This window comes from Massilia sp. 9I (assembly GCF_902506415.1).
In the GTDB taxonomy this organism is placed as follows: Bacteria; Pseudomonadota; Gammaproteobacteria; order Burkholderiales; family Burkholderiaceae_D; genus Telluria.
On sequence record NZ_LR733275.1, the window covers coordinates 3,968,644 to 3,988,340 of the forward strand.

Sequence of the window (19,697 nt, forward strand, 5' to 3'; positions counted from 1 at the left end):
TGTTAGCTCGGCACTAATAAAATCAGTATTTTTCGGGCTGGCACACCGCTTGCATATAAGAAAGCGTGGCAAGAAGCAGTAACCCAACAACCCCTGAATCACACCCTGGAGAGATGAAAATGAACTTCAAACAAATGCAAACCAAAAAAGCTGAAGGCGGCTTCACCCTGATCGAACTGATGATCGTCGTCGCCATTATCGGTATCCTGGCAGCTGTCGCAATCCCGGCTTACCAGAACTACACCGTGAAAGCCAAGATCGGCGCCGCCCTGGGTTCGGTTGCTTCGCTCAAGACCGCAGTCGGCGTCTGCGCTCAAGAAAACGGCGGCGTGCTGACCAACTGCACCACCGGCACCGATGGTTCCGGTATCCCTGCCTTCACCGCAACCAAAGAGATCTCGGAAGCAGCAGTCGATGCTGGCGTGATCACCATTACCTTGGCTAGCGGCATCGGTACCGACGTCGACGGCGAAACCATCACCATGACCCCGACTGTCAACGAGTCTACCGTGGCCTGGGCTAACACCACCACCGTCGGCCACGCTGCAGCATCGGAACTGATCCTCAAGAACAACCCGTAATTCTTGATGCAGTAACAAGAAAGCCGCCCTCGGGCGGCTTTCTTCGTTTACGTCCTTACTTCTGCTTCAGGTGGCGATCCAGCCAGTTCATCACCGTGTGGTGCCACTGCACCGAGTTCGCCGGCTTGAGCACCCAGTGGTTCTCGTCCGGGAACACGAGTAGCTGGCTGTCGATGCCCTTGCGCTGCAGCGCGGTAAAGGTCGACAGGGCCTGCGCCGTCGGGATGCGGAAGTCGAGGTCGCCCTGGACCACCAGCATCGGCGTCTTCCACTTGTTCACGTGGTGGACCGGATTGAAGCGCTCGTGGTTGTTCGGCACCGCGAAATAGGCGCCACCGTTTTCCCAGTCCGTGAACCACTGCTCCTCGGTCGAGTAGGCCATGCCGCGGCTGTCGAACACGCCGTCGTGGTTCACCAGGCAGCGGAAGCCGTCGTTCCAGTTCCCCGCGATCCAGTTCATCATGTAGCCGCCGTAGGACGCGCCCAGCGCGCAGCTGCGCTCGCGGTCCAGCCATGGGTACTTCTTCACCGCCGCATCCAGGCCCTTCTTGAGGTCCTCGAGCGGCTTGCCGCCCCAGTCGCCGCTGATCGAATCGGTAAACTTCTGTCCGTAGCCGGTCGAGCCGTGGAAGTCGATGAACACGGTGGCGTAGCCGGAGCCCGCGTACACCTGCGGATTCCAGCGGTAGCTCCAGCCATTACCGAAGCTGCCTTGCGGGCCCCCGTGCACCAGGAAGGCGATCGGGTACTTCTTGCCCGGCTCGGCATTCCAGGGCTTCATCACGTGGCCATAGACGGTGTCGCCATTCGCGCCCTTGAAGCTGAACTGCTCGTACTCGCCCCAGCGCACGTCGGCCAGGCGTTCGGCGTTCAGGTTCGTCAGCTGGGCAGCTTGGGCTCCCAGCTTCATGGCGAACAGCTGCGCGCCGGACGCCAGGTTTGCCTGGGTATAGGCGACCGTATCGCCGCGCACATCGAAAGCGCCGATCGCGCCCTTGTCAGTCAGCGCTGTAATCTTTCCGCTGCCCGTATCAATGGAGAACAGGCGATGCTGGCCCACGTCCTCGGCATCGACGATCAAGGCCTTGCCGTCGGCGCGCCACTGCAGGCTGCCCACCGAGCGGTCCCAGTCGGCCGCCAGCTTGCGCTTCTGGCCGCTGGCCACGTCCATCAGCATCACCTGGTAGCGGTCGGCCTCGAAGCCCGGACGCGCCATCGCCAGGTAGGCGAGGGTGCGGCCATCCGGCGAGTACACACCCTTGGTGTCCCAGGCCGGATTGTCGGCCGTCAGGTTGCGCGGTGCGCCGCCGGCGGCCGGGACGGTGTACAGGTCGAAGTTGGTCGACCAGGCTTCGGTCTTGCCGGCGATGCGGGCCGCAAACACGATGCTCTTGCCGTCCGGGCTGAAGCGGAATTCCTCGCGGTCTCCGAAGGGCTTCGACGGCACGTCGCCGTCCAGCGTGCCAGACAGGCTGACCGGCGGGCTGCTTGTCTTGCCGCTCGCGTCGAGCGGCGCCGAGAACAGCACGTTGTTGCGGCCGTCGTTCCAGGTATCCCAGTGGCGCACGAACAGGCGGTTGTACAGCTTGCCACTGGCCTTGTCCTTTTCCTTGGCATCAAGGCGCTGCTTGGTGCAGGCGAGGTCGGCGCAGTCGCGGAACACCGACACGCTCATCGCCACGCGGTCGCCCAGCGGCGAGACGCGGAAGCTCTCGACGTCCAGCGGCAGGTCGGTGACCTTGACCGGCTCGCCTGCCTTGCCGCCGGCAAGCGGCAAACGCCACACCTGCGACGAGCCCGAGCGGGTCGATAGGAAATACACGGCGTCGCCGGAGGCCGACCATTCCGGTTCGGTGCTGCTCGAAGCGTGCTCGGTCAGGCGCTGCGGCACCGGCTTGGCGGCGCGCAGGTCGACCATCCAGAGTTCGGTGTGGCCGCGGTTCTTACTCAAATCCGTGCTGCGCACGGTGTAGACGACGCGGCTCGTGTCAGGCGACACGGCCGGGCTGCCCACCCGTTCCATGTTCACCAGGTCTTCGACGGTAAAGCCGCGCGGCGCGGCCATGGCGCCGGTGGCGGCCAGGGCGGCCGCAGCGATCGGCGCCAGGGTCAGCAAACGAAAATTCATGCTCCATCCTTGTTGTCATCACGGCAGGCGGCAGGGCGCCGTCTACGCAGGCCAGCAATTTACCACGCGCAAAAACAATGGGCAGGACGGTGAGTATTGGCGAGACTTCGCCATTGTGAATCTGACCGCTTATGGAAGTAGCCGGTCGAACCGCGCTTCTACCGGATTACCTACACGCCCCGGGGCGGCTAAGGCAATGGGACAGGCCTAGACGATCTTGAGCCGGTCCGCCAGGAGTGCCTCGTAAGTCATGTTCTGTAGTAGCGTGTAATGCACGGGATCCAGGTCGACGAACTGGACGCCATAGCTGTACACGTCCGGCTTGTCCGGCGCTGGCCGCGCTACCGTCATGTTGCGCACCGCGGCCAGGGTCTCCACCGGCAATTCCTCATTGGTGGGCGGCGTCGCCAGCGTAAACGCCAGCGTCACGACTTCGCTGTCGGCCGGCAGCGGATACTGGGTTTCGATGCGCGCACCTGTCACCGAGACGTTGGTCAACTTACAGGCGACCTGCGCGCCATTGCCGCCCACCTTGGAAGCCTGCGCTGGGATCTCGGCCTTGACCCGCATCGCACCGCGCAGGCTGGTGCCCTGGATCGCAGTGGGGAAGGACAGGTGCACGTAATTGAGCGGACGCGCGAACACGCGCTCGACCGAACACGCGAACGAGCACACGTTCACTCCCGAGAACACCCGAATCGTCAGCGGATCGCCCTCCGTCATCGCGATCGGCGCACCGTTCTCGGTCGGGATCTTGATGATGAGGTACTCGTCCTTCACGAAGCCGATCAGGGTCGAGAAATACTGGGCGGGTTTCAGGTGGCGATGGGTCATCACCTGCAGGCGTACGCCCACCTGCAAGTTCATGGTCTCGAACTCGAATTCCTGGGGTTTGAGTTCGCGCGCTTGTTCGGTAGTCATGTGATGTGGTGCTGGGCCTGGCGGGTCGGTGGCGACATGCGGAGGCGGCATCATATCAGCTTACAAGGTGCGCGGCTTCACCTGATTATTGCGGTGAATATTGGGGAGATTTGGTCTAGTGAAAACGCTCAAAGACTATCGCATGCAGGGTTCACGCGACCTACGTGCCGCATATCTAAAATGTCAGCACCTGCGGCCTGACTATCCATTTTTGCGTGAGTCGTCGTACGCAACGTCGATGTCGGCCGTCCAATCCCCGCTCTTGCCGCCGTGCTTCTCCAGCACCCGCACATTGGTCATCACCATCCCGCGATCGACCGCCTTGCACATGTCGTAGATGGTCAGCAGGCCCACCTGCACGCTGGTGAGCGCTTCCATCTCGACCCCGGTCTTGCCGATGGTCTCGACCTGTGCCCGGCAATGCACGCTGCTGGCCGCTGCATCCACCTCGAAATCCACCGCCACGCGCGTGATCGGCAGCGGGTGGCACAGCGGCACCAGGTCGCTGGTGCGCTTCGAGGCCATGATGGCGGCGATGCGGGCGATCCCGATTACATCCCCCTTCTTGGCATTACCCGACTGGATCAGCGCCAGCGTCTCCGGCTTCATCCGGATGGTGCCGGCTGCGACGGCGATGCGGTGGGTGTCCTGCTTGGCGCCGACGTCGACCATGTGGGCCTGGCCGGTGGCGTCGAAGTGGGTCAGGTGCTCGGGGTTCGGATTCGATGGGCTCATTGCAAGGTCTACAAGCTTGTGGAACAAAGTGTTTCGCTGGGCAGCAAGATGGCTGCGGATGGGGTTATCATAGCATTGTGAAATCCGCTCACCGCCCAGCATCGGCGCGCCGCTGGCGCCCTGCGTTGTCCGCCATTGCCCTGTGCACGGCGGCCGCTTTCGCCATTGCCGCTCCCGCCGAGCCACTCCAGAAGCCCGACAATACGCGCCTGCCGACCCTCGGCGACACGGCGCGGCAGGACTTGTCGCCCATCGTCGAACGCAAGCTCGGCGAGGAGATCATGCGCGACGTCCGGCGCGATCCGGCCTACCTCGACGACGAACCGATCATCGAGTACCTGAACAACCTCGGCAACGCCCTGGTGGCGGCCGTCCCGGGCACGCGTGGCGAGACCAATACCGATTTCTCCTTCTTCGCGATGCGCGACCCGAACCTGAACGCGTTCGCGCTGCCGGGCGGCTTCATCGCGGCGCACACGGGCCTGATCGTCGCGGCGCAGAACGAATCGGAACTGGCGGGCGTGATGGCGCACGAGATCGGCCACGTGTCGCAGCGCCACATCGCGCGCGCGCTGGGGCAGCAGAAGCAGGACGTGCTGCTGCCTCTGGCCGCGATGATCCTGGCGGCGCTGGCGTCCAAGGCCAGTCCCGATGCCGCGATGGGCGTGCTGATGGGCGGCCAAGGCCTGGCCGTGCAGCGCCAGCTCGACTTCAGCCGCGACGCCGAGCGCGAGGCCGATCGCGTCGGCTTCCAGATCATGGGCGCCGGCGGCTACGACGTCACCGGCATGGCGGGCTTCTTCAAGCGCCTGCAGACCGCGACCAAGCTGTCGGGCGACATCCCGGCCCAGCTGGCCCACCTGAGCAGCCACCCGCTGACGGCCGAGCGCCTGGTCGACATGCAGGCGCGCATCCGCGAGATCCCGAAGAAGTCGCGGGTCGACAACCTCGACTTCCAGCTGGTGCGTGCGCGCGCCCGCGTGCTGCAGGACGAGAGCGTCACCGGCCGCCGCGACATCAAGAATGCGCTGGAAACCCAGCTGAAGGATCCGCACCGCCAGCTGCAGGCCGGCGCGCAGTACGGCCTGGCCGTGCTGGCGCTGCGCCAGGGGAACGTGGCGGAGGCGCAGAGCTGGCTCGACAAAGCGCGCGCCACTGTCAAGCCGAAGGAAGGCGTGCTGTCTGCGGAATCGCATGCGGGAGACGGCGCGACCATGTTCGCCGGGCTGTCCATCGAGATCAAGCTGGCGCCGGGACAATCGGCGGCGGTGGCCGAACAGGCGGTCAAAGAGGCGGATGCGGCGCGCCAGCGCTTCCCGCTGTCGCGCGCGATCGCGCACCAGTACGGCGAGGCGCTGCTGGCGGCCGGCAAGCACGACGACGCGACCCGCTACCTGCGCGAGCAGACCCAGATGTACCGCGACGACGCCAAGCTGCACGACATGCTGGCGCGCGCGTATTCGAAGCAGGGCAAGATCGCGCTGCAGCACATGGCGCTGGCCGAATCCTACGTGGTGGCGGGTGCGCTGCCGGCGGCGGTGGCCCAGCTCGACCTGGCGCGCAAGGCGGGGGATGTGTCCTTCTACGACCAGGCCGTCATCGATGCGCGCGAGCGCGAGCTGCGGGCGCGCCAGAAGGCCGAGCGGGAAGAGCGCGGCGAGAAGGGCGACGAGAAGGACAAGGACCGGTTAGCGCCGCGGGCACGCCCCGGCCGATGTCAGGTGCCCGGCGTCTGCACGTAGCCGAAGCGGCGCGTCAGCGCCTCCGCCGACAGCCGTTCCACGTTCACGCGGCGCTCGCCGATCACCAGCGCCAGCTCCTCGGTATCGTCTTCCAGCCAGGCCATGATCGCTTCGACCGAAGCAGGCCGGCCCTCGAGTTCCATGCGCGCCAGCACCTGCGCCACGTCGCGGTCGTCGAGCTGGGCCACGATGTCGCCCGCCTGCAGGATCAGCGCGCCGGCGTCGGTCATGAACACCCCTTCCACCTGGTCCAGCGCCTGCCCGGTCTGCAGCACGAAGCCCTGCGCCGGATCGGTGCGGGCGATGTAGGGCGTCGCTTCCAGGTTCACGTACACGCGCTGCGGACCGTTCTGGAAGAACCAGCGGCCCTTGTCGTCCTGCGCGTAATTGCGGTTGATGAAGCCGACCAGCGCTGCATTCGCGAGCTTGTCGCCGGGGGCGTTGGCGCGCTGGGCCGCCTCGTCGCGCATGCGCCAGTTGCCGCGTGCATCCAGGGCCAGCCAGCCGTAGCAGTGCGGTACGTTCGGCCACTTGGCCATTGCCTGTTTTACGATGTCGTCCATAGTCTCAAGCTTCGCATGGTTGGTGCGCGCCGGGCGCGCGGCTTGCGGAAGAAAGCGCACCGTCGAAGAAGTGCAGGATGCGCCGCGGCAGCCAGTCAATGCGCCCGGGGAAGGGCCCCACGGCGAAGCCGACGTGGCCACCTTCCTCAGGATACTCCAGCGTCACCGCCTGCGAGGCGGACTGGGGCAAATGCTGCCCCGGCAGGAAGGGATCGTTGCGGGCATTCAGGACCAGGGTCGGCACCGTGATCTCGTGCAGCACGTGGCGGGCGCTGGCGCGGTGCCAGTAGTCGTCGGTGTCCTTGTAGCCGTGCAGCGGCGCGGTCACCACGTTGTCGAACGCGTAGAGGTCGCGTGCGCGGAGCAAAGTGGCGCGGTCGAACAGGCCGGGATAGCGTTCCAGCTTGGCCAGCGCCTTGGGCTTCAGGGTCTGCAGGAACATGCGGGTGTACAGCAGGTTCAGGCCGGAGGAGAGCGCTTCGCCGCCGCGCGCCAGGTCGAGCGGGGCGGAGATCGCGCAGGCGGCCTGCACGAACTCGGCGCCGTGGCCCGATTCTCCCAGCCAGCGCAGCAGCGCATTTCCACCCAGCGAGACGCCCGCCACTAGCAGGGCACCAGGCGCACGCGCATGCAGCTTGCGCACGATCCAGTCGACTTCCCCCGCATCGCCGGAGTGATAAAAGCGCGGCATCAAGTTGGCTTCGCCGGAACAGCCGCGGAAATGCGGCACCGCGCCGGACCAGCCGCGCTCGCGCAGCGCCGCCATCAGCGAGCGCGCGTAATGGCTGTCGGAGGAGCCTTCCAGGCCGTGGAACAGCACGACCAGCGGCTTGCCCGGCTGGCCGTCGACGAAATCGACATCGATGAAGTCGCCATCCTCGCTGGTCCAGCGCTCGCGCCGGTAGGCGACGGGCGGCTTAGGGATGCAGATCGCCGGATAGATGGTCTGGAGGTGGCCGCCAGGCAGCCACGCGGGCGCACGGTAGTGCATCTGGATGGGTGCGGCGGGTGCCGCACCGGAAAATCAGTGGTGCTTGAGCTCGACGCCAGGGGCCAGGCGGTACTGGGTGCCGCAGTACGGGCATTTGGCATCGCCGTGGTGGTCGAAATCGAGGAAGACGCGCGGGTGCGAGGACCACAGCGGCATTGCCGGATTCGGGCAGTGCGCCGGCAGGTCTTTGGCCTCGAGTTCCACCACGGGCATCGTGTTTTGAGTCATTTAATTTTCTCCGTCAAGGACAATTTTGGCAAAAACACGATTCTACCGGATTCACCCGGCATACCGAAATGATCGGTAGAATGCAAGCTGAGTAATAAATTGACCATAATCGAGCCCGGGACGCCCTGCAGTACCTCACTGCCAGCCCGGCGCCGCACTGTAGATGCGCTTCATGTCCGACTGTTTCGATCCCTTTGCCGCACCCGCCCAGCATGGCCGTTGCAGGATAACCACATGAACCCGGCCGCGCCGCCGGGCCAGAAATACGCTAGCGCTACCCCGATGGAATCTGCCGAAGCCCACGACCCCGCTGCCTGGCGCGAAGGCTTCAAGACCGGCCTGCCGACCCTGTTCGGTATCGGCGCCTGGGGACTGGTGGTCGGCATCGCCATGGTCAAGACGGGCCTCACGGTATGGCAGGCGGTCGGCATGACCCTGCTGGTCTTCGCCGGCTCCGCCCAACTCGCTTCGCTTCCCCTGATCGCCGCGGCCGCGCCGATCTGGGTCATCTTCGCCACCGCACTGGTCGTCAACCTGCGCTTCGTGATCTTCTCGGCACTGCTGGGGCCGCACTTCGCCCACCTGCCCTGGAAGCAGCGCTTCCTGCTCGGCTATATTTCCGGCGACTTGACCGTCGCCATGTTCCTGCAGCGTTATCCAAGCGCCGAGCGCGTCGCCGGCAAGCTGTCCTACCTGAAGGGCCTGATGTACCCGAACTGGTTTGCCTGGCAGATCGGTTCGCTCGTCGGCATCTTCCTGGGCAGCGCGATCCCGACCGAATGGGGACTGGGTTTCGCCGGCACCCTGGCCATCCTGTGCATCACCGTCCCGCTGATCATCAACAATGCCGCCCTGTGCGGCGTGGTGGTCGCGGGCGCGATTTCCGTGCTGGCTTACGGGCTGCCGTACAAGCTCGGTCTGCTGCTTGCCGTCGTGGTGGGTATGGTCACTTCGATGTTTGTCGAAGAGTCCCTGGCAAAACGAAAGGCGAACAATGTCTGACTGGGAAATCTGGGCGGTCATCGCCGTGCTGTGCGTGGCCACCGCCGCCACCCGCAGCTCCTTCTGGCTGATCGGCCACCGCGTCAGCATTCCGCCGCGCGTGCAGGAAATGCTGCGCTACGCGCCGGCCTGCGCGCTGGCGGCCATCATCGGGCCGGATTTGCTGGTCGGTTCGGAAGGTCAGGTGCAACTGACCATCGCCAATCCGAAGCTCCTGGCGGGCATCGCCGCGCTGGCGTTTTACCTGTGGCGCCGCAGCATGCTGATGACCATTATTTTCGGCATGGTGGTATTCACACTGTTGCGCGTGTTACACGTTTTTCCATAAGCGCCCTAATGTACAATGACGTTTTTTCACTATTTCATTGTTGACTAGCCAATGGACGACGTTCTCAGTTTCACCCGTTTGCAAGACCTGATCGACCGCGACGCGCTGAAGAACAAGCGCGTATTCATCCGCGCCGACCTGAACGTACCGCAGGATGACGCTGGCAATATCACCGAAGACACCCGTATCCGCGCCTCCGTGCCGGCGATCCAGGCTGCCCTGAAAGCCGGCGCCGCCGTGATGGTCACCTCGCACCTGGGCCGCCCGACCGAGGGCGAGTTCAAGCCGGAAGACAGCCTGGCGCCGGTCGCCAAGCGCCTGTCCGAGTTGCTCGGCCAAGCGGTGGAACTGAAGCAGAACTGGGTCGATGGCGTGGATGTCGCGCCGGGCCAGGTTGTGCTGCTGGAAAACTGCCGCGTCAACAAGGGCGAAAAGAAGAATTCCGACGAGCTGGCCGAGAAGATGGCCAAGCTGTGCGACGTCTACGTCAACGACGCCTTCGGCACCGCGCACCGCGCCGAAGCCACCACCCACGGTATCGCGAAATACGCGCCAGTGGCCGTGGCCGGCCCGCTGCTCGCCGCCGAACTGGATGCCCTGGGCAAGGCCCTGGGCCAGCCGACCCGTCCGCTGCTGGCCATCGTGGCCGGCTCGAAGGTGTCGAGCAAGCTGACCATCCTGCAGAGCCTGGCCGGCAAGGTCGACAACCTGATCGTCGGCGGCGGCATCGCCAATACCTTCATGAAGGCCGTCGGCCTGAACATTGGCAAGTCGCTGGTCGAGAACGACCTGGTCGGCGAAGCCAAGCAGATCATCGACATGATGGCCGCGCGCGGCGCGCAAGTGCCGATTCCCGTGGACGTGGTCTGCGCCAAGGAATTCAGTCCGAACGCCGCCGCCACCGTGAAGATTGTTGCGGACGTGGCGGACGACGACATGATCCTGGACATCGGCCCGAAGACCGCCGCCATGCTGGCGGAGCAGGTCGCCAAGGCCGGCACCATCGTCTGGAACGGCCCGGTCGGCGTGTTCGAGTTCGACCAGTTCGCCGAAGGCACCAAGACCCTGGCCATGGCCATCGCCAAGTCGCAAGGCTTCTCGATCGCCGGCGGCGGCGACACCCTGGCCGCGATCGCCAAGTACGACATCGGCGACCAGATCGGCTATATCTCGACCGGCGGCGGCGCCTTCCTCGAATTCCTCGAAGGGAAGACCCTGCCGGCAGTCGAGATCCTGCTCCAGCGTAACGCCAAGTAAATGACAGTACCAGCGCAGCCCCGGGGCTGCGCTTCTCTTTTCAGAATCTAGGAAAGCCAACCCATGCAAGCTGCGCGCCCTCTGTACAACGCCACCAAGATCGTTGCCACCATCGGTCCGGCATCGACCGACTTCGACATCCTCGTCAAAATGATCAAGGCCGGCGTCGACGTCGTGCGCCTGAACTTCTCGCACGGTAAGGCACAGGATCACATCGACCGCGCCACCCTGGTGCGCCGCGCCGCCGCCGAATGCGGCGTCGAAGTGGCGATCATGGCCGACATGCAGGGTCCGAAGATCCGCGTCGGCAAGTTCGAAGAGGGCAAGATTTTTCTGAACAACGGCGACAAGTTCATCCTGGACGCGCGCTGGGGCGAGAACGGCGAGCTGGGCAACCAGGAACGCGTCGGCCTCGACTACAAGGCACTGCCGCGCGACGTCAGGCCGGGCGACAAGCTGCTGCTGAACGACGGCCTGATCGTGCTGATCGTCGACAAGGTCGTGGGCCAGGAAATCTGCACCACCGTCAAGGTCGGCGGCGAGCTGTCGAACAACAAGGGCATCAACCGCCAGGGCGGCGGCCTGACCGCGCCGGCCCTGACCTCGAAGGACATGGAAGACATCAAGACCGCGATGAGCTTCCAGGCCGACTACCTGGCGATCTCCTTCCCGAAAAATGCCACCGACATGGAAATGGCGCGCCAGCTGGCCAACATCGCCGGCGAAGCCTACGGCCACAAGCCGATGATGATCGCCAAGATCGAGCGCGCCGAAGCCATCCCCGTGCTGCAGGAAATCCTCGATGCGTCGGACGGCATCATGGTCGCCCGCGGCGACCTGGCGGTCGAGGTGGGCAACGCGGCGGTGCCGGCGCTGCAGAAGCGCATGATCAAGATGGCGCGTGCCTCGAACAAGCTGGCGATCACCGCAACCCAGATGATGGAGTCGATGATCGTCAACGCCGTGCCGACCCGCGCTGAAGTGTCGGACGTGGCGAACGCCGTGTTGGACGGTACCGACGCCGTGATGACCTCAGCCGAAACCGCATCGGGCAAGTACCCGGTCGAAACCGTCGAGATGATGGCCGCGATCTGCCTCGAGGCAGAACAATCCGAATACAACAAGCAGGACGCAGATTTCCTGAATGTCCAGTTCACCCGCATCGACCAGTCGATTGCCTACGGCACCCTGTTCACGGCGCACCACCTGAAGGTGAAGGCGATCGTGGCGCTGACCGAATCGGGCTCGACCGCACTGTGGATGAGCCGCCACTCGATCGACACCCCGATCTTCGCCCTGACCCCGCTGCAGACGACGCAGCGCAAGGCGTCGCTGTACCGGAACGTGCGAGCATTCCACCTCCTGCAGGAAGGTGGCAGCCACGCGGTGCTGCGCCGGGCCGAAGAAGTCCTGATCAACGAAGGCATGGTGCGCAAGGGCGACATGATCGTGGTCACCTGGGGCTCGCCGATGGGCCAGGCCGGCGGCACCAATGCGCTCAAGATCGTGCGCGTGGGCGAGCTGGACGAAATAGTTTCTTAATTGTTTGGAGTAATCAACCATGGCACTCGTATCGCTGCGCCAACTGCTGGACCATGCCGCCGAAAACGGCTACGGCTTGCCGGCATTTAACGTCAACAACCTGGAACAGGTGCAGGCCATCATGGCCGCCGCCGACGCGGTCAACGCGCCGGTGATCATGCAAGCCTCGGCCGGCGCCCGCAAGTACGCAGGCGAAGCTTTCCTGCGTCACCTGATCGACGCCGCCGTCGAAGCCTACCCGCACATCCCGGTCGTCATGCACCAGGACCACGGCCAGTCGCCGGCGGTCTGCATGGCCGCGATCCGTTCGGGCTTCAGCTCGGTGATGATGGACGGTTCGCTGGAAGCCGACGGCAAGTCGGTCGCTTCGTATGAATACAACGTCGAAGTGTCGCGCGAAGTCGTCAAGTTCGCGCACTCGATCGGCGTGACGGTGGAAGCCGAACTGGGCGTGCTCGGTTCGCTGGAAACCATGAAGGGCGACAAGGAAGACGGCCACGGCGCCGACGGCACCATGACCCGCGAGCAGCTGCTGACCGACGTCGCGCAAGCCGCCGACTTCGTCGCCAAAACCCAGTGCGACGCGCTGGCGATCGCGATCGGCACCTCGCACGGCGCCTACAAGTTCACCCGCAAGCCGACCGGCGACATCCTGGCGATCGACCGCATCAAGGAAATCCACGCCCGCATCCCGAACACCCACCTGGTGATGCACGGCTCCTCGTCGGTGCCGCAGGAACTGCTGGCCATCATCCGCGAATTCGGCGGCGACATGAAAGAGACTTACGGCGTGCCGGTCGAAGAGATCCAGGAAGGCATCAAGCACGGCGTCCGCAAGATCAACATCGACACCGACATCCGTCTGGCCATGACCGCTGCGATCCGCAAGTACATGTTCCAGAACCCGTCGAAGTTCGACCCGCGCGACTACCTGAAGCCGGCCCGCGAAGCCGCGATGGAAGTCTGCAAGGCGCGCTTCCTGTCCTTCGGCTGCGAAGGGCAGGCCGCCAAGATCAAGCCGGTGCCGCTGGAGAAGATGGCCGAGCGCTACAAGGCGGGTGAGCTGGCGCAGATCGTGCAGTAATGAAGTCTTGATGCATGGCTGCGCAGCAGGATTCGCGCAGCCGGCATTACCTCAGCTTTTACCAAGGTCATCCCGGCGTAGGCCGGGATCCAATTTTGCCCGCACACCACTACGTTTGAACTCGCCATAACGCAGCGAAACTTGGCACCGGCCTGCGCCAGTGCGACGGTTCTGGGTGTCGTAGCAAGTGCATTCGAAGTCGGTGGTCACACTAAATTGGGCTCCCGCCTTCGCGGGAGCGACGGAGCTTACTGCGGTGGTCTTCGCGGAATTGACGTAAAATTACGCACCGGCCCAGGCCACCCCCCAGCCCTGATCCACTCGACCGGCCCCGAATCCGGTCCCGTTTCCCTGATATCCCATCTATGAACAGCCTCTACAAATCCACCATCAAGTCCCTGCCATTGCTCGGTCACGGCAAGGTGCGCGACAACTACGCTGTCGGCGACGACAAGATCCTGATCGTCACCACCGACCGCCTGTCGGCCTTCGACGTGGTCATGAACGAACCGATCCCCGGCAAGGGCATGGTGCTGAACCAGATGAGCGACTTCTGGTTCGAGAAGCTCGGCCACATCGTGCCGAACCACCTGACCGGCGTGGCGCCGGAATCGGTCGTTGCGCCGGATGAAGTAGAGCAGGTGCGCGGCCGCGCCGTCGTCGCCAAGCGCCTGAAGCCGATCCTGGTCGAAGCCGTCGTGCGCGGCTACATCATCGGTTCGGGCTGGAAGGATTATCAGGAAGGCGGCGCCATCTGCGGCATCCAACTGCCGGCAGGCCTGCGCCAGGCGGACAAGCTGCCGCAGCCGCTGTTCACCCCGGCCGCGAAAGCCGACATCGGCGAACACGACGAGAACATCTCGTTCGAAGAGATGGAGCAGCGCATCGGCAAGGAACTCGCCGCCAAGATGCGCGACATCAGCATCCAGCTCTACACCGCCGCCGCTGAATACGCCGCGACGCGCGGCATCATCATCGCCGACACCAAGTTCGAGTTCGGCCTGGACGACAATGGCGTGCTGCACCTGATGGACGAAGTACTCACCGCCGATTCCTCGCGCTTCTGGCCGGCCGATTCGTACGCGCCGGGCATGTCGCCGCCTTCTTTTGATAAGCAGTTCGTGCGCGACTACCTCGAAACCCTGACCGACTGGGGCAAGACCGCTCCAGCCCCGGCCCTGCCGCAGGAAGTGATCGAGAAAACCCAGGCCAAGTATTTCGAAGCCATCGAACGCCTCACCGGCGAAAAGCTGAAGGCCTAAGCAGATGACCGAGCAAGCAAAACCTCTGGTTGGCGTCATCATGGGCTCGTCCTCGGACTGGGACGTGATGAAAAATGCCGTGGACATCCTCAAGCAGTTCGGCGTGCCTTTCGAAGCGCAGGTGATTTCGGCGCACCGCATGCCGGACGAGATGTTCACTTACGCCGAAACCGCCCGTAGCCGCGGCCTGCGCGCGATCATTGCCGGGGCAGGGGGCGCCGCCCACCTGCCGGGCATGGTGGCCGCCAAGACCATCGTGCCGGTGCTGGGCGTGCCGGTGCCGTCGAAGTACCTGCGCGGCGAAGACTCGCTGCTGTCGATCGTGCAGATGCCGAAGGGCGTGCCGGTGTCGACCTTCGCCATCGGCGAAGCCGGCGCCGCCAACGCGGCCCTGACCGCCGTGGCGATCCTGGCTGCCACGGACGATGCGCTGGCCGAGAAGCTGCAAGCCTTCCGCCTCGAGCAGACCGCGGCCGCCCAGGCCATGACCCTTCCAGTTTGATCGAAATGAGTGAATCGTTTCTTCCTACCGCCACTCCTTCCGCCGTACTCGGCGTGATGGGCGGCGGTCAGCTCGGCCGCATGTTCGCGCATGCCGCCCAGGCCATGGGCTACCAGGTGGCCGTGCTCGAGCCGAGCAAGGTCAGTCCAGCGGGCCAGGTCGCCGAGCGCCTGATTTCGAAGGCCTATACCGATCCCGAAGGCCTGGCCGAACTGGCGCAGCAATGCGTCGCCATCACCACCGAATTCGAGAACGTCCCCGCCGACAGCATGGCCTGGCTCGGCGAGCGTACGTTTGTCGCACCAAGCGCTTCCTGCGTGTCGATCGCCCAGGATCGCATCGCGGAGAAACGCTTCTTCGTTGAATGCGCGCCGACGTCCGGCGTGATGCCGGCGCCGCACAAGACCATCGCTTCGCACGCCGACATCGACGCCATCGATGACGACCTGCTACCGGGCATCCTGAAGACCGTGCGCATGGGTTACGACGGCAAGGGCCAGGTGCGCGTGCGCACCCGCGAGGACGTGCGCGCCGCCTTCGACGCCATGAACGGCGTGACCTGCCTGCTCGAGAAGATGCTGCCGCTGGCCTACGAGGTGTCGGTCCTGACTGCGCGTGGCCATGACGGTGCATCCGTGGTCTACCCGATCGCCGAGAACGTGCACCGCGACGGCATCCTGTTCACCACCACCGTGCCGGGACCGAACGTGTCCGCCGCCTGCGCCAAACAGGCCCAGGATGCGGCGCGCGCGATCGTCGCCCAGCTGGGCTACGTGGGCGTGCTGTGCATCGAGTTCTTCGTGCTTGCTGACGGCACCCTGGTGGTCAACGAGATGGCGCCGCGTCCGCACAACAGCGGCCACTACACCATCGACGCCTGCATCACCAGCCAGTTCGCGCAGCAGGTGCGCGCGATGGCGCGCCTGCCGCTGGGCGAGGTGCGCCAGCATTCGCCGGCCGTCATGCTCAACATCCTGGGCGATGTCTGGTTCGAGGGCGACAGCGACAACCCCCGCGAACCCGCCTGGGACCGTGTGCTGGCGCTACCCGGCGCCAACCTGCACCTGTACGGCAAGGACGATCCGCGCCGTGCGCGCAAGATGGGCCACGTGACCTTCGTTGCGCCGACCCTGGCCGAAGCACAGCAAAGCCTGCGCGAGGCCTGCGCCATCCTCGGGATTCCGGAGTAAGGATGGAACAGCAGAACTTCGACCAGGCCGCGATTGATGCTGCCGCACGCGCGCTGGAAACCGGCGCGCTGGTCGCCTTCCCGACCGAGACGGTGTACGGCCTCGGCGCGGATGCCGAGAACCCGGCCGCCGTCGCGGCCATCTACGCCGCCAAGGGCCGCCCGCAGGACCATCCGGTGATCGTGCACCTGGCGCCGGATGCGCCGCTCGACTACTGGGCCGCCGAGATCCCGGCTGAGGCGCATGCGCTGGCCGACGCCTTCTGGCCCGGCCCACTGACGATGATCCTCAAGCGCGCAGCGAACATTCCGGATGCCGTCAGCGGCGGCCAGGACACGGTCGGCCTGCGCTGCCCTTCGCACCCGGTGGCGATCGCGCTGCTGCGCGCTTTTAAAGGTGGCAAGGGCGGCGTCGCGGCGCCGTCGGCCAACAAGTTCGGCGCGGTCAGCCCGACCCTGGCCCAGCACGTGCGCGACGAGTTCGGGCAGGACGGCGCGGTTGCCATGGTGCTGGACGGCGGGGCCTCCCAGGTCGGCATCGAATCGACCATCGTCGACCTGTCGCGCCTGGCCACGCACGGTCCGGTGCTGCTGCGCCCCGGTCACATCAGTGCCGATGCGATCGCCGCGGTGATCGACCGGGTGCCCAGCGCGCCGGACGCTGCCGCGCCGCGCGCCTCCGGCACGCTCGAGTCGCATTACGCACCCCATACCCCGGTAGCGATGCAGGACAGCGCCCAGCTGCGCCAAACCCTGTCCGAACTGGCAGCCGCCGGTCGCAAGGTCGCGCTCATCCATTACTCCGACATGCCGCAGACCCACGCGGCCCTGCGCCTGCCGGCCACCCCGGATGGCTTCGCCCACGCCCTGTACGCGGCGCTGCGCGCGATGGACGGCCACGGCGCCGACGTGATCCTGGTCGAGGCGCCGCCGCAGGGCGGGGACTGGCTGGGCGTCAACGACCGCCTGCGCCGCGCCGCCCACGGCTCCACCGGCATCGTCCACGGACTGCTGAACCAGACCCCGCAGGCCTGATGGCCTCGTCAGAAAGAACGCCCGTACGTACGGGCGCTCTTCAAAACCACACCCTTCAAAAAGCGCTTCGTGCTCATCCGCGGGCGGGGCTATAATCGCCCTCCCGTGATGTTTGCCACTTGTCACCAAAAACTGACGTATCGGCAAGCATTTCCCTATACAAGCAAGTTGAACACTGGCATATTATTGAGAAGCGAATAGCACGCCCGTTCGTTTCAAAAAAACCATCTTAGGAGACACAATGCGTCAAACCAAACTCGCGTTTGCCCTGCTGACGGCAGCGGTGCTGACGGCATGCGGCGGCACCAGCCCGGCCGGCGGCGATCAAACGCAAAAACTCACGTTCACCCAGCAAGTCTCCTTCGGCGACAGCCTGTCCGACGTCGGCACCTATGCCGTCGGCGCGGTCAAGCAGGCTGGCGGCGGCAAGTTCACCATCAACGGTGATGCCACTTCCAAGAATCCCGAGCTGAACGGCAAGATCTGGGTCGATTTCCTGGCCGCCGAACTGAAGCTGCCGGCGCCGTGCGCCGCCCAGACCGGCCTGCAGGGCAATGCCGCCCAGGGCTTCTCGGTTCCCGTCGTGAACAACCTGAACTGCTTCAACTACGCCCAGGGCGGTTCGCGCGTGACCAACCCGATCGGCCCGGGCAATGCCGCCACCGGCTCGCCGATCGGCGAAATGACGGTGCCGCTGGTGACGCAGGTCGCCAACCATCTGTCGCGCACTGGTAACAAGTTCAGCGGCACCGAACTGGTCACCGTCCTGTCGGGCGGTAACGACGTCCTGATGTCGCTGACCATCCTGCAGACCTCGGCAACCGCCGCCGGCACTGCCGCTGGCAATCAGGCCTTCGCCACTTCGTTGACCACCCAGCTGGCCGCCGGCGCCACCAACCCGCAGACCGCCGCACAGGCGATCGGCGCGGCCATCGCTGCTGAAAGCGCACGTCCGGGCAATACTTCGCAAACCATCGTCGCCGCAGCAGTCGGCGCCGCCGCGCGCCAGCCGGGTAACGCCGCCGTGGCCCAGGCAAGCGTGTACGGCCCGATGGTCACCAAGGCCCAGACCGACGCTACCGCCGCCGGCAACAAGGCTGGTGCGGACTACCTGACCGCCAACGGTCCGAAGCTGGTCCAGGACCTGGGCACCGCGGGCGCGCAGATGGCGACCCTGGTGAAGAACGAAATCGTCGGCAAGGGCGCCAAGTACGTCGTCGTCGCCAACCTGCCGGACGTGGCCAGCACCCCGGCCGCCAAGTCGAAGACCGCCGAAGTCCAGCAGCTGACCGCCGCCATGGTCAATGCCTTCAACACCCAGCTGAAGGCCGGCCTCGGCACCGACGACCGCATCCTGTACGTCGACCTTTACACCGTCAGCAATGACCAGGTGAAGAACCCGGCGCCGTACGGCCTGACCAACACCAGCACCCCAGCCTGCGGCCCGAACGCACTGGGCACCACTTCCCTGATCTGCACCAACAACAACACGGTGGCCGGTGACGTCAGCCATTACATGTTCGCCGACGAGATCCACCCGACCCCGTTCGAGAACAACCTGGTGGCGCGCTACGTGCTCAAGGAAATGGCTGTCAAAGGCTGGCTGTAAGCATGCGGCGGACCTGTCCTGAAGAGGGCAGGTCCTCATAAAAAAATCAGGAGAAAAAATGAAAGTACGATTCAATAGCGTCGTCAAAGTGCTGGGTGTGGCTGCCGCACTGGCATGCGCATCGACCGCATCGGCCCAGTCGGCCGGCCAGTTCACCGCCGCGCTCGGCGTCAACCAGCTGACCCCGAAAGTCGAGAGTGGCGACATCAGCGCGCCGGCCCTGCCGGGCACCAAGGCGGACGTCGGCCGTGACACCCAGCCGGTGCTGATCCTCAACTACGGTCTGACCGACAACATCACGCTGGAAACCGCCCTGGGTACGCCGTACAAGCACAAGCTCTACGGCGCTGGCGCCATCGCCGGCACCGGCCAGCTGGGCACCGTGGAAGCCTTGCCGGCAACGCTGTTTGCGCAATACCGCTTCGGCGCGCCGAACGCGACCTTCCGCCCATTCGTCGGCATCGGTGCAACCTATGCCTACTTCATGAAGGAACGTGGATCGGCCCGCATGACCGCCGTCACCAACCCGGGCCGCGGCGTGCCGACCACCTTCAGCATCGACAACAAGTTCACCTACACCGTCCAGCTCGGCACGATCGTGAACTTCAACGAGAAGTGGTTCGCCGACGTGACCGTCAACAAGGCCCGCCTGCGCACCGACGTGCAATTCTCGACCGGCCAGACGCAGCACATGAAGCTGGATCCGGTGGCCGTGATCCTGGCAGTTGGCTACAAGTTCTAAGCAGCGAATCACGCTGTCAAAAGGCCCGCCTAGTGCGGGCCTTTTTCATGGCCGGCGGATTGTCGTAGGGTGGCTTGTCCGCCCACCCGGTGACAGGTATCGGCTCCGATCTCGGGCCGGATGATCCCGTAGCCAACTATCGCCGCGTGGGCGGCGTTTGGTAACGCGCCCCTCAAGCACCAGGGTGTAGCCGCCCACCCTACGAATCCTGGCGCCATGAAAAAAGCCCGCGCAAGCGCGGGCTGAAAACCACTGC

19 protein-coding genes are annotated in these 19,697 nt (G+C 64.9%); 13 read left to right on the forward strand and 6 right to left on the reverse strand.

Annotated features, from left to right (window positions below; all coding sequences use genetic code 11):
* Window positions 1-119 precede the first annotated feature (119 nt).
* Entirely contained in the window at window positions 120-581 is a 462-nt protein-coding gene (locus tag GV068_RS17770) for a pilin (RefSeq protein WP_159700717.1), read from the forward strand.
* 55 nt (window positions 582-636) lie between these two features.
* On the opposite strand, the gene GV068_RS17775 is transcribed toward GV068_RS17770, so the two are convergent.
* The 3 genes from GV068_RS17775 to moaC all read right to left on the reverse strand — a co-directional run bounded on the left by GV068_RS17775 (window position 637) and on the right by moaC (window position 4,365).
* A complete protein-coding gene (locus tag GV068_RS17775) occupies window positions 637-2,709 on the reverse strand; it encodes a S9 family peptidase (RefSeq protein WP_159700719.1) in 2,073 nt (690 codons plus the stop codon).
* Between the two features lie 207 nt (window positions 2,710-2,916).
* On the reverse strand, window positions 2,917-3,630 hold the full coding sequence (locus GV068_RS17780) for a flagellar brake protein (protein WP_159700721.1): 714 nt from the start codon (window positions 3,628-3,630) through the stop codon (window positions 2,917-2,919).
* Window positions 3,631-3,831: 201 nt separating this feature from the next.
* On the reverse strand, window positions 3,832-4,365 hold the full coding sequence (gene moaC, locus GV068_RS17785; protein WP_159700723.1) for a cyclic pyranopterin monophosphate synthase MoaC: 534 nt from the start codon (window positions 4,363-4,365) through the stop codon (window positions 3,832-3,834).
* Window positions 4,366-4,490: 125 nt separating this feature from the next.
* On the opposite strand from moaC, the gene GV068_RS17790 reads away from it, so the two are divergent.
* Window positions 4,491-6,107, forward strand: coding sequence for a M48 family metalloprotease (locus tag GV068_RS17790; RefSeq protein ID WP_229464298.1), 1,617 nt, complete (start codon window positions 4,491-4,493; stop codon window positions 6,105-6,107).
* Here GV068_RS17790 and GV068_RS17795 read toward each other — a convergent pair.
* From GV068_RS17795 to GV068_RS17805, 3 genes are read right to left on the reverse strand one after another with little or no spacing between them, the layout of a single operon-like run.
* Entirely contained in the window at window positions 6,083-6,670 is a 588-nt protein-coding gene (locus tag GV068_RS17795; RefSeq protein ID WP_159700728.1) for a DUF2946 family protein, read from the reverse strand. The genes GV068_RS17790 and GV068_RS17795 overlap by 25 nt on opposite strands.
* A 4-nt stretch (window positions 6,671-6,674) precedes the next feature.
* Window positions 6,675-7,661 (reverse strand): YheT family hydrolase, encoded by a 987-nt coding sequence (locus GV068_RS17800; RefSeq protein WP_159700731.1) that lies wholly within the window; start codon window positions 7,659-7,661, stop codon window positions 6,675-6,677.
* A gap of 33 nt (window positions 7,662-7,694) precedes the next feature.
* Window positions 7,695-7,889, reverse strand: a complete 195-nt coding sequence (locus tag GV068_RS17805) for a zinc-finger domain-containing protein (RefSeq protein ID WP_159700734.1) — start codon at window positions 7,887-7,889, stop codon at window positions 7,695-7,697.
* 234 nt (window positions 7,890-8,123) lie between these two features.
* On the opposite strand from GV068_RS17805, the gene GV068_RS17810 reads away from it, so the two are divergent.
* The 11 genes from GV068_RS17810 to GV068_RS17860 all read left to right on the forward strand — a co-directional run bounded on the left by GV068_RS17810 (window position 8,124) and on the right by GV068_RS17860 (window position 19,441).
* On the forward strand, window positions 8,124-8,891 hold the full coding sequence (locus tag GV068_RS17810; protein ID WP_373888418.1) for an AzlC family ABC transporter permease: 768 nt from the start codon (window positions 8,124-8,126) through the stop codon (window positions 8,889-8,891).
* Window positions 8,884-9,219 (forward strand): AzlD domain-containing protein, encoded by a 336-nt coding sequence (locus GV068_RS17815; RefSeq protein WP_159700737.1) that lies wholly within the window; start codon window positions 8,884-8,886, stop codon window positions 9,217-9,219. Before GV068_RS17810 ends, GV068_RS17815 begins: the two co-directional genes overlap by 8 nt.
* 51 nt (window positions 9,220-9,270) lie before the next feature.
* A complete protein-coding gene (locus GV068_RS17820) occupies window positions 9,271-10,476 on the forward strand; it encodes a phosphoglycerate kinase (protein WP_229464300.1) in 1,206 nt (401 codons plus the stop codon).
* A gap of 81 nt (window positions 10,477-10,557) precedes the next feature.
* Window positions 10,558-12,018, forward strand: coding sequence for a pyruvate kinase (pyk, locus tag GV068_RS17825; protein ID WP_159705196.1), 1,461 nt, complete (start codon window positions 10,558-10,560; stop codon window positions 12,016-12,018).
* A 19-nt stretch (window positions 12,019-12,037) separates the two neighbouring features.
* Window positions 12,038-13,102 (forward strand): class II fructose-bisphosphate aldolase, encoded by a 1,065-nt coding sequence (gene fba / locus GV068_RS17830; RefSeq protein WP_159700740.1) that lies wholly within the window; start codon window positions 12,038-12,040, stop codon window positions 13,100-13,102.
* Window positions 13,103-13,467: 365 nt separating this feature from the next.
* Entirely contained in the window at window positions 13,468-14,364 is an 897-nt protein-coding gene (locus GV068_RS17835) for a phosphoribosylaminoimidazolesuccinocarboxamide synthase (RefSeq protein ID WP_159700743.1), read from the forward strand.
* A 4-nt stretch (window positions 14,365-14,368) separates the two neighbouring features.
* On the forward strand, window positions 14,369-14,866 hold the full coding sequence (gene purE, locus GV068_RS17840) for a 5-(carboxyamino)imidazole ribonucleotide mutase (protein ID WP_159700746.1): 498 nt from the start codon (window positions 14,369-14,371) through the stop codon (window positions 14,864-14,866).
* A 5-nt stretch (window positions 14,867-14,871) separates the two neighbouring features.
* Window positions 14,872-16,056, forward strand: a complete 1,185-nt coding sequence (locus GV068_RS17845) for a 5-(carboxyamino)imidazole ribonucleotide synthase (RefSeq protein WP_159700749.1) — start codon at window positions 14,872-14,874, stop codon at window positions 16,054-16,056.
* 2 nt (window positions 16,057-16,058) lie between these two features.
* Window positions 16,059-17,090: an L-threonylcarbamoyladenylate synthase gene (locus tag GV068_RS17850; RefSeq protein WP_159700752.1), complete on the forward strand. Its 1,032-nt coding sequence runs from the start codon at window positions 16,059-16,061 to the stop codon at window positions 17,088-17,090.
* A gap of 241 nt (window positions 17,091-17,331) precedes the next feature.
* A complete protein-coding gene (locus tag GV068_RS17855) occupies window positions 17,332-18,699 on the forward strand; it encodes an SGNH/GDSL hydrolase family protein (RefSeq protein WP_159700755.1) in 1,368 nt (455 codons plus the stop codon).
* A gap of 58 nt (window positions 18,700-18,757) precedes the next feature.
* Entirely contained in the window at window positions 18,758-19,441 is a 684-nt protein-coding gene (locus GV068_RS17860) for an OmpW family protein (RefSeq protein WP_159700758.1), read from the forward strand.
* Window positions 19,442-19,697 lie beyond the last annotated feature (256 nt).

What these genes read in the sequence shown, in the direction of transcription:
- GV068_RS17770 (WP_159700717.1), top strand. Translation starts at nt 120, where the DNA reads ATGAACTTCAAACAAATGCAAACCAAAAAAGCTGAAGGCGGCTTCACC.
- GV068_RS17775 (WP_159700719.1), bottom strand. Translation starts at nt 2,709, where the DNA reads ATGAATTTTCGTTTGCTGACCCTGGCGCCGATCGCTGCGGCCGCCCTG.
- GV068_RS17780 (WP_159700721.1), bottom strand. Translation starts at nt 3,630, where the DNA reads ATGACTACCGAACAAGCGCGCGAACTCAAACCCCAGGAATTCGAGTTC.
- moaC (WP_159700723.1), bottom strand. Translation starts at nt 4,365, where the DNA reads ATGAGCCCATCGAATCCGAACCCCGAGCACCTGACCCACTTCGACGCC.
- GV068_RS17795 (WP_159700728.1), bottom strand. Translation starts at nt 6,670, where the DNA reads ATGGACGACATCGTAAAACAGGCAATGGCCAAGTGGCCGAACGTACCG.
- GV068_RS17800 (WP_159700731.1), bottom strand. Translation starts at nt 7,661, where the DNA reads ATGCACTACCGTGCGCCCGCGTGGCTGCCTGGCGGCCACCTCCAGACC.
- GV068_RS17805 (WP_159700734.1), bottom strand. Translation starts at nt 7,889, where the DNA reads ATGACTCAAAACACGATGCCCGTGGTGGAACTCGAGGCCAAAGACCTG.
- GV068_RS17810 (WP_373888418.1), top strand. Translation starts at nt 8,124, where the DNA reads ATGAACCCGGCCGCGCCGCCGGGCCAGAAATACGCTAGCGCTACCCCG.
- GV068_RS17815 (WP_159700737.1), top strand. Translation starts at nt 8,884, where the DNA reads ATGTCTGACTGGGAAATCTGGGCGGTCATCGCCGTGCTGTGCGTGGCC.
- GV068_RS17820 (WP_229464300.1), top strand. Translation starts at nt 9,271, where the DNA reads ATGGACGACGTTCTCAGTTTCACCCGTTTGCAAGACCTGATCGACCGC.
- fba (WP_159700740.1), top strand. Translation starts at nt 12,038, where the DNA reads ATGGCACTCGTATCGCTGCGCCAACTGCTGGACCATGCCGCCGAAAAC.
- GV068_RS17835 (WP_159700743.1), top strand. Translation starts at nt 13,468, where the DNA reads ATGAACAGCCTCTACAAATCCACCATCAAGTCCCTGCCATTGCTCGGT.
- purE (WP_159700746.1), top strand. Translation starts at nt 14,369, where the DNA reads ATGACCGAGCAAGCAAAACCTCTGGTTGGCGTCATCATGGGCTCGTCC.
- GV068_RS17845 (WP_159700749.1), top strand. Translation starts at nt 14,872, where the DNA reads ATGAGTGAATCGTTTCTTCCTACCGCCACTCCTTCCGCCGTACTCGGC.
- GV068_RS17850 (WP_159700752.1), top strand. Translation starts at nt 16,059, where the DNA reads ATGGAACAGCAGAACTTCGACCAGGCCGCGATTGATGCTGCCGCACGC.
- GV068_RS17855 (WP_159700755.1), top strand. Translation starts at nt 17,332, where the DNA reads ATGCGTCAAACCAAACTCGCGTTTGCCCTGCTGACGGCAGCGGTGCTG.
- GV068_RS17860 (WP_159700758.1), top strand. Translation starts at nt 18,758, where the DNA reads ATGAAAGTACGATTCAATAGCGTCGTCAAAGTGCTGGGTGTGGCTGCC.